The organism is Massilistercora timonensis, from assembly GCF_048354975.1.
GTDB classification, from domain to species: Bacteria; Bacillota; Clostridia; order Lachnospirales; family Lachnospiraceae; genus Massilistercora; species Massilistercora timonensis.
Genome location: NZ_DBGCJQ010000058.1, coordinates 20647 through 28553 on the forward strand (window position 1 = coordinate 20647; position 7907 = coordinate 28553).

Annotated in this window: 7 protein-coding genes; 1 reads left to right on the top strand and 6 read right to left on the bottom strand. The window is 54.7% G+C overall.

What is annotated here, in order from left to right; genetic code table 11:
- Positions 1-106 precede the first annotated feature (106 nt).
- Complete coding sequence (locus ACML7B_RS04985; RefSeq protein WP_346708375.1) at positions 107-1534, top strand: aspartate ammonia-lyase; 1428 nt, start codon at positions 107-109, stop codon at positions 1532-1534.
- Here ACML7B_RS04985 and ACML7B_RS04990 read toward each other — a convergent pair.
- From ACML7B_RS04990 to ACML7B_RS05015, 6 genes are all read right to left on the bottom strand, one after another.
- Entirely contained in the window at positions 1529-2767 is a 1239-nt protein-coding gene (locus ACML7B_RS04990) for an NAD(P)/FAD-dependent oxidoreductase (RefSeq protein ID WP_418539523.1), read from the bottom strand. The two genes, ACML7B_RS04985 and ACML7B_RS04990, sit on opposite strands and share 6 nt — an antisense overlap.
- A 30-nt stretch (positions 2768-2797) precedes the next feature.
- Positions 2798-4084 (bottom strand): aminotransferase class I/II-fold pyridoxal phosphate-dependent enzyme, encoded by a 1287-nt coding sequence (locus ACML7B_RS04995; protein ID WP_106788190.1) that lies wholly within the window; start codon positions 4082-4084, stop codon positions 2798-2800.
- A gap of 15 nt (positions 4085-4099) precedes the next feature.
- Positions 4100-4393, bottom strand: coding sequence for a hypothetical protein (locus tag ACML7B_RS05000; RefSeq protein ID WP_242973546.1), 294 nt, complete (start codon positions 4391-4393; stop codon positions 4100-4102).
- Complete coding sequence (miaA, locus tag ACML7B_RS05005) at positions 4357-5334, bottom strand: tRNA (adenosine(37)-N6)-dimethylallyltransferase MiaA (RefSeq protein WP_418539524.1); 978 nt, start codon at positions 5332-5334, stop codon at positions 4357-4359. The genes ACML7B_RS05000 and miaA overlap by 37 nt, the downstream gene beginning before the upstream one ends.
- 3 nt (positions 5335-5337) lie before the next feature.
- Positions 5338-7293, bottom strand: coding sequence for a DNA mismatch repair endonuclease MutL (gene mutL / locus ACML7B_RS05010; RefSeq protein WP_418539525.1), 1956 nt, complete (start codon positions 7291-7293; stop codon positions 5338-5340).
- Between the two features lie 3 nt (positions 7294-7296).
- A partial coding sequence (locus ACML7B_RS05015) for a MutS-related protein (protein ID WP_418539526.1) occupies positions 7297-7907 on the bottom strand: 611 nt, incomplete at its 5' end.

Consider the following 7907-nt stretch of genomic DNA (forward strand, 5'->3'; position numbering starts at 1 on the left):
AACACGAGTTATAGGCATACATCTATAATTGTTATATCCGTATAAATATTGGATTATATTTTCTCCCAGGCCTATACTGAAAGCAGAAAAGAAAGGGAGGGTTATCATGGATAAGAGAACAGATTACCGGACAGAAAAAGATTCTATTGGAGAAAAGAAGGTCCCTGAGGACGTTTACTACGGCGTACAGAGCCTGCGGGCGGCAGAGAATTTCCATATCACCGGGCTTAACATGCACCCGGAGATCATCAACAGTCTGGCCTATATCAAGAAGGCGGCTGCCATCACCAACTGTGAGATCGGCATCCTGGACAAGGATCGGGCCACTGCCATTGTCCAGGCCTGCGATGAGATCATCGAAGGGAAATTTCACAAGGATTTTATTGTTGACCCCATCCAGGGCGGCGCCGGCACGTCTCTTAATATGAACGCCAACGAAGTGATCGCCAACCGGGCTATTGAGATCCTGGGCGGGAAGAAGGGAGACTATTCTGTAGTGAATCCCAACGATCATGTGAACTGCGGCCAGTCCACCAACGACGTGATCCCAACCGCCGGGAAGATGACTTCTCTCCGGCTTCTTAGAGTCCTGAAGGAAGAACTGCTGCGGCTTCACAAGGCATTTGCCCAGAAAGCAGAAGAATTCGACCATGTGATCAAGATCGGGCGCACCCAGATGCAGGACGCTGTCCCCATCCGTCTGGGACAGGAATTCCACGCCTACTCTGTTGCGGTGCTGCGGGATATCAACCGGATGGACAAGGCCATGGACGAGATGCGGTTCCTCAACATGGGCGGCACTGCCATCGGCACCGGGATCAATGCAGACAAGGTATACTTAAACCGGATCGTTCCCAATCTGGTGGAGGTGTCCGGAATGGACTTCGTCCAGGCCTTCGACCTGATCGACGCTACCCAGAACCTGGATCCTTTCGTGGCGGTATCCGGCGCCATCAAGGCCTGCGCCGTGACCCTGTCCAAGATCGCCAACGATCTGCGGCTGATGTCCTCGGGTCCAAGAGCCGGATTCGGCGAGATCAATCTCCCGCCCAAACAGAACGGCTCTTCCATCATGCCAGGGAAAGTCAATCCGGTGATCCCGGAGGTGGTAAACCAGGTGGCATTCAACGTTATCGGCAACGACATCACCATTACCATGGCAGCGGAAGCCGGTCAGCTGGAATTAAATGCCTTCGAGCCTATCATCTTCTACTGTATGTTCCAGTCCATCGATACCCTGGCCTATGCGGTCCGCACCTTTGTGGACAACTGCGTATCCGGCATCACAGCCAATGAAGAGCGCTGTGAGGAACTGGCGGAGAACAGCATCGGTCTGATCACTGCGATCTCCCCTCACGTGGGGTATCAAAAGGCCGCCGATATTGCCAAAAAGGCACTGAAAACCGGTAAATCTGTCCGTTCCCTGATCCTGGAAGAGGATCTGATGAGCAAAGAGGAACTGGACTGTATCCTGAATCCGGTCAACATGACGGAGCCAGGGATCTCCGGGAAAAATTTCCTGGGGAAATCATAACTGTGCTGCGTGCAGCCCTGCCAGATACCCGCTGCTCCAGGCCCACTGCAGGTTATAGCCGCCGCATTCCCCGTCTACATCCAGGATCTCTCCCGCAAGATAAAGACCGTTTACGCACCGGGATTCCATGGTTGTCTCATTGACCTCCGCAAGCGGGATCCCGCCTGCGCACACCTGGGCATTGTCGAACCCGTTTGTGTCAGAGATCTTCAGGAAAACGGACTTGCAGATCCGGGCAAACCGGGGAAATGCCTCCGGTTCCAGTTCGCCCACCGGCAGATCCTTTTTGATCCGGGCAATGGACAGAAGCGCCGGGATCAGTTTCTCAGGGAAGATCCCGATCAGGAAATCTCCTGCTGCCACGGCTTCTCTTCCCTCCGCTCTTTTCTTTAGAAATGAACAGAACTCTTCTTCCTCCATCCAGGGAACCAGATCCACTACCACCTGTGCCGGTTCGCCCTGTGCAAGAGCAAGCGCGATATGGCGGCTGATCTGGAACACCGGGATCCCGGAGATACCATAAGAAGTGATCTGCAGTTCTCCCTGATCGCCGGCCATTTCTCTCCCACCGCAGATAGCCGTCACCTTTCCCTCCACACGCACACCGGAGGCCTTGGAGAGGGGATGGGGCTTTGCTTTAAGCTGCACCAGGGCCGGGACCACCGGAAGCAGGCTGTGGCCAAGAGAACGGGCAAGCTTATATCCGCTTCCGTCAGAGCCAAGGGCAGCAGCCGCTCTGCCCCCTGTAGCCAGGATCACCCGGTCTGCCAGGAACTGTTTTCCGGAACCGCGGATGACAAAACCATCTTCTGCTTTTTGGATCTCATCCACATGGATCCCGGAGTGTACCTGGATCCTCCGCCGCTTCAGTTCCAGCTCCATAAGGATGCGCACGGCGGCCGCCTGGTCGGATCGCGGATAGACATAACCATTCCGGGACTTTGTCTGCAGTCCAAGTCCATGGAAAAAGGAAAGGGTTTCCTCCAGACCGAAGGCATTCAGTACGACGGCGGCCTTCTGCAGATCCTGGCTGTGAAAATGGGGGAGACCCATCTTTTCATTGGTAAGATTACATCTGCCATTTCCGGTAGAGAGGATCTTCCGGCCCGGCAGGTCGTTGTGTTCCAGCAGGAAGATCTCACATGGATTCTTTTTTTCTTCTGCCGTTCTGGCAGCGGCGATGGCGGCAGTCATTCCGGCCGCTCCCGCCCCAATGATGGCGATCTTCTTCATATCCCATCCCCTCCTTTTGCCATACAGAACTTAGGATAAGGTGATAAGCCCTTCCCTTGCCAGATATTCCAGGGACATCAGGATGCCAAGCTTGGCGTGGGGCCAGGTAAGCCCTCCCTGGAAATATACGGCATAGGGCGGTTTGATGGGACCGTCCGCAGAAAGTTCAATGGAAGACCCCTGGACGAAAGCCCCTGCCGCCATGATCACGTCACTGTCATAGCCCGGCATGGCCCATGGTTCCGGAGTTACATAGGAATCCACCGGCGCCGCGGCCTGGATCCCTTTGCAGAAGGCGATAACACCTTCCGGGGTGCCAAGCTCCACCGCCTGGATGATATCGTGACGGTCCTCCGAACCATTAGGGATCACCGGGAATCCCAGGCGCTCATAGAGGTTAGCCGCAAAGATGGCTCCTTTTAAGGCGCTGGCCGATACCACCGGCGCCAGGAACAATCCCTGATAGAAAGACTGCATCACCCCAAGGGAGGCTCCTACTTCCCGGCCAAGTCCCGGGGAGGTGAGCCGGTAGGCGCAGGCTTCGATCAGATCCTCTCTTCCGGCGATATAGCCGCCGATGGGCGCAAGCCCGCCGCCGGGGTTCTTGATAAGGGAACCTACCACCAGATCCGCTCCCACATCGCTGGGTTCCCGCTCCTCTACAAATTCTCCGTAGCAGTTGTCCACCATACAGATCACATCAGGCTTAATCTTCTTCACAAAGGCGATCAGTTCCCCGATCTCTTCCACTGAGAAGCTGGGACGGGTCTGATAGCCCTTGGACCGCTGGATCGTCACCAGCTTTGTCTTTTCATTGATCTCCTTTTTGATGGCCTCATAGTCAAAGGTCCCGTCCGGCAGAAGGTCGGTCTGCCGGTAAGTGATCCCATATTCTGCAAGAGACCCGTTGGAAGGCCGGATTCCGATCACTTCCTCCAGGGTGTCGTAAGGTTTCCCTGCCGGGGAATACAGCTCGTCTCCCGGCCGCAGGTTGGCTGCCAGGGCAATGGAAAGGGCGTGGGTGCCGCAGGTGATCTGAGGGCGCACCAGAGCGCTCTCTGTGTGGAAAAGAGAGGCATATACCCCTTCCAGGGTATCTCTTCCCTGATCGCTGTATCCGTAGCCGCTGGCATAGTTAAAACAGGCCTCGCAGACCCGGTTCTCCTGCATGGCATGGATCACCTTCAGCTGATTGTATTCCGCCATCTCATCAATGGCAGCAAACCGGTCTTTTAACTGTTTCTCCGTATCATCGGCAAAAGCCAGGACCTCTTCCCGGATCCCCAGCTGTCTGTATAATTGAGATGTCTGTAACATTTCTTGTCTTCCTTTCTACATGGCCTCCATGATCTTGGTCTTCATCTGGGCGCACTGCGCGTCAAACTGGGGATTCACCGGCGGGATCTCCAGCAGGATGTCCGCCGCCTCCCGGAACTTGCGCATATCGTAGAGAAGGGACGCCCGGTTCAGGTCGAAAAGCGCCCGCTCTCCCTTGGTGCGGATCAGGGGCTCTAAAGCCAGAAGCTCCTGATAGGTAGATTCGGTATTGTGGCTGTAGGAATACAGCTCCAGCAACGTATTCATTTTCTTTAAAAACTGGTTTTTTCGCAAGATATTTCGCAGCATGATACTCCCTCCCATTCATACAGGATCTTCTGCAAGATCCTCTGCTTATCGTAATCATAGTCCTTCTGGTTGATCCAGATCACGTCCCGCTCCCGCTTGAACCATGTGATCTGGCGCTTGGCAAAATGCCGGGTGTCCCTCTTGATCCGGTAGACCGCTTCCTCCAGCGTGCAGTCTCCCTCCAGGTAGTCCAGGATCTCCTTGTATCCCAGCCCCTGCATGGACACCAGTTCTCTTGTATACCCCTTATCTCTTAATCTGCGGACTTCCTCTTCCAGTCCCGCTTCCATCATCTCATCCACCCGCCGGTCAATCCGTTCATAGAGACGGCTCCTCTCGTCAGTAAGAACGAAGTAGGCGGATTGATAGGCAGACTCCTTCTGCCGCTCCTTCTCATTGTGCCGGGAGATGGGTTCCCCGTTTTCCTGGTAGAATTCCAGGGCCCGGATCACCCTCTTTACATTATTGGGGTGGATCTTTTCAGCGGATTCGGGATCCACCTTGCGGAGACGCTCATGGAGCACTTCTCCCCCCTGCTCTCTGGCAATGGCCTCCAGGTCATGGCGGAAATTCTCCTCCTCCTCGTGCCGGGAGAAATCAATATCATAGAGCAGCGCCTGGATATAGAACCCGGTGCCCCCCACAACAATGGGAATGTGGCCTGCGGCGCAGATCTTTTCGATGGCCTCTTTGGCCATCTCCTGAAACCGCACCACATGGAACTCTTCCGCCGGATCAAGCACATCGATAAGATGGTGGGGGATGCCCTGCATGTCCTCTGGCCGGATCTTGGCAGTGCCAATGTCCATCTGCCGGTATACCTGCATGGAATCCGCAGAAATGATCTCCCCGCCCACTGCACGGGCAAGCATAAGGGACAGTTCCGTTTTTCCTGCCGCGGTGGGGCCGGTAAGGATGATCAGTGGTTTCTTTGTACTCATAATCTATACAATCCTTTTAAATTTCTTTTCCAGTTCCCGTTTGGACATGGCGATGATGGTTGGCCTGCCGTGGGGACAGTGATAGGGATTCTCTAACGTGAGAAGTTCTCCGATAAGGGCGTCCGCCTCCTGGGCGGTAAGACGCATATTCCCTTTTACCGCCGCCTTGCAGGACATGGAGGCGATCTTCTCGTCGATCAGATCCGAGGAATGATTCCGGGTGATCTCATCAGAGAGACTGTCCAGCATCTCCAGCAGCAGTTCCTTTTTGGCGATGTGGAAAAGATTCCCCGGCACTGCCCGCACCGCGTAGGATTCCTGCCCGAATTCCTCGAACTCGAAGCCGATCCTTGTGAAGCGGTCCATATATTTCTTCAGAAGATCACTCTCCTGCATGGTCAGGTTAAGGATAATGGGCGGGCTGATCATCTGAGAGGTAAACTCCCGGGTTTTCATGCTCTGCAGGGTCTTCTCGTAAAGCACCCGCTCATGGGCGGCATGCTGGTCGATGATATACATCCGGTCTTCCTGCTGAACGATCCAGTACGTGTCAAACACCTGGCCCACCAGCTGATAATCCGGCCGGTTTTCCCCTTTCAGAAGATTCCCTTCAAAAAGCTCCATCTGCCGGGGCTCTTTTACAGGATCAGAAGCTGGCTGCTTCTTTGGATCATCTGATCCGGATTTAGCCGCGTAGGCCGCCGCTTCCCGTATCCGGTCCATCTGACGATTTGGCTTGAAGATCTCGCCCTGCCCTTTCACCTCTGCCGCAGAATTCTGTTCATGATAAGAGCGGACCCGCTTTTTCATCTCTTCCATGAAGTAGTCAAGATCCCGCTCTCTGGGCGGCTTTTTTTGTTCCGCCGCGAGCTTTGCGGGAGCCGGGACGGATGTCTCAAAGGAAACGCCCCCTGGAACAGGTTTCTCCTGGGTCTTCGCCGGCTCTTCCAGCTTCACATCCGGGATCAGTTCTTTCTTATGCAGGGTCTGATCCACCGCAGCGAACACCGCGTTGTAGACCTCCTGCTGGTTACTGAACCGCAGTTCCATCTTGGCAGGATGGACATTTACATCCACCGCCGTGCCGTCGATGGCGATGTGGAGCACCACGAAGGGATACTTGTGCTGCATGGAGAAATCCTTGTAAGCGTCCTCGATGGCCTTGTAGACCACCTGGTTTTTGATATATCTTCCGTTGATAAAATAGGTTTCAAAGTTCCGGTTCCCTCTGGAGATCAGAGGCGCTCCCAGATATCCGGTGATGTGGATCCCCTTTTCCTCATGGTCTACCTCCAGAAGGTTGGCCGCGATCTCCCGCCCGTAGACATGGTAGATCACATCCTTCAGGTTTCCGTTGCCGGAGGTGTGGAGCCTGGACTGGCCGTTATTGATAAACTGGAAAGAGATCTCCGGGTGGGACAGAGCCAGCCGGGTCATAAGGTCGCTGACATGGCCTGCCTCTGTCATTGGCGTCTTCAGGAATTTACGCCGGGCCGGGGTGTTGTAGAAAAGCTGGCGCACCAGGAAGGTGGTGCCGTCTCTGGCCCCGGTATCCTCCATGCTCTCTTCCTTTCCTCCCGCGATCCGGTAGACAGTGCCGAATGTCTCCGCCTCTGTCTTGGTGATCAGTTCCACCTGGGACACTGCCGCAATGCTGGAAAGAGCTTCTCCCCGGAACCCCAGGGAAGCGATGTGGGTAAGGTCCTCCGCTGTACGGATCTTGCTGGTGGAATGGCGCAGAAAAGCAGAAGGCACCTGGGATTTCTCAATTCCGCTACCGTTGTCGGCAATACGGATGTAAGAGATCCCGCCTTCTTTGATCTCTGCCGTCACCGCCGTGGCGCCTGCGTCGATGGAATTCTCCACCAGTTCCTTCACAATGGAGGCCGGGCGCTCGATCACCTCGCCGGCGGCGATCTTGTCTATGGTTATCTGATCCAGTACTTGAATCTTGTTCATATGCTACCACCTGTTTTTCAATTTGTTCTGAAGCTGATACAGTGTATTTAAGGCGTCTATAGGCGTCAGGTTCCCCAGATCCAGCTCCTTGATCTCCTGGATGATATCGTCGTCTTTTACCGTGTCGAAAAGAGACATCTGGGCCAGATCCACCTCGTCGTATTTCTTCGTCTTGATCTTCGGCTCATGGCCGTGGACGGCGATATCTTTGATCCGGGTGGTGATGTCCGCGTGGACCAGCTCCTCCACGATCTCTTTCGCCCGGTTGATCACACAGTCCGGAACTCCTGCCAGACGGGCCACCTGGATGCCGTAGCTCTTGTCCGCGCCGCCTTTTACAATCTTACGGAGGAAAATGATATCGTCCCCCTTCTCCTTCACGGCGATGCAGTAGTTGTTTACATTATCGATCTTGCCTTCCAGTTCGGTAAGCTCATGATAATGGGTGGCAAAAAGAGTCTTTGCTCCCAGAAGCCTGCTGTCGCTGATATGCTCGATCACCGCCCAGGCGATGCTCAGTCCGTCAAAGGTGCTGGTGCCCCGTCCGATCTCATCCAGGATCAGAAGGCTTTTGCTGGTGGCGTTCCTTAAGATATTGGCCACCTCTGTCATCT